Source organism: [Chlorobium] sp. 445, from assembly GCA_002763895.1.
Lineage (GTDB): Bacteria > Bacteroidota > Chlorobiia > Chlorobiales > Thermochlorobacteraceae > Thermochlorobacter.
Genome location: NSLH01000080.1, coordinates 1 through 1,073 on the forward strand (window position 1 = coordinate 1; position 1,073 = coordinate 1,073).

Annotated in this window: 1 protein-coding gene; it reads right to left on the reverse strand. The window is 49.5% G+C overall.

Going from position 1 to position 1,073, the window contains the following annotated elements; translation table 11 throughout:
* A partial coding sequence (locus CMR00_12845) for a hypothetical protein (protein ID PIO46980.1) occupies positions 1-1,073 on the reverse strand: 1,073 nt, incomplete at both ends.

A 1,073-nucleotide genomic window follows, 5' to 3' on the forward strand; every position in this document is an offset into this window, starting at 1 on the left:
TTCGAGTAGCGCACGCACGGCATCCAAGCCCTTCCGCACTGCCTCGCGGCGGGCGAGCAGGTCGGGGATGTGGTGGGCTTGCCCCCAAAAGCCAAGCCCATCAAAGGAGATGGCGAGCAGCCGCCAGCGAATCCGATCTGTTGCAAGCCATTTGTCCTGTAAAACTCGCTGGGCCAGTGCAGCCTTATAGAGTGCAGCAATCTCACTAACATAATCCCATAACGTGATGTCATTGATTGGTCGCTGAGTATCTCCTACTCCTTTCAGTAAAATACCACAAATTTTAGGAAGGTATTGTTCCCTTATAAGCACCTTATCCTTTATGGAAGATGTGCTAGCGGTCCTGTCTTGAAAGTCCTTAAAAGTGGTGAGCAGATCATTACGGGACGTGTCTAAATTGGCATCATCTATCTGATCCTGTTGTTTGTGCCGCTCTCCAAATACGGTTGCACGCCACGACGGCATACTCTGGGGCAACAGGTTCTGTGTGTCCTTCTCGCTCCCCGATACGTGTCCGTGGGCTGTTATCAAGTAGCGTTGGAGATATGTGCTGCTGTTAATCCACTTCCCAAGTGTCTCTTCACGCAAGTCGTGGGACTGTTTATGAAAATCATCCCACATCAACGATATGATCGCGCCAAGAGAGTGTTCCTCGCCGCCAAGCTGAACCTTTGTGTCGAGAAGAAACTTCTCGTGAGTGCCTGTAGAACTACTGCTGTCAAGGAGATCCCACGTAGCCTCACCTGAACTGTGGAACCATTTCGCAAGGACTAGGGCACCATAACATTGTGTAATTATGTCTTGGGCTATCTGTGAACTGCTTGTCGCGGGAGTGGCTTCTTTCAGTTTCTCGATGATTTTCTTGGGATTTGTCGGACAAGTACGAGTATCAGACAGGCGTGAGGCAAAATTACGCCAGAGTTCACTAGCCACTCCATCATTACTGCCCCACAAGGCTGCATCATTGAGCAGTTCCTCAAGTAAGTCTACACCAAGTAAGTCTACACCCTGTAGAAAGCTAATGATTGGTGAGGTGACTGTTACAGTGCGGTCAGGCTTCGTAACACTCTTAA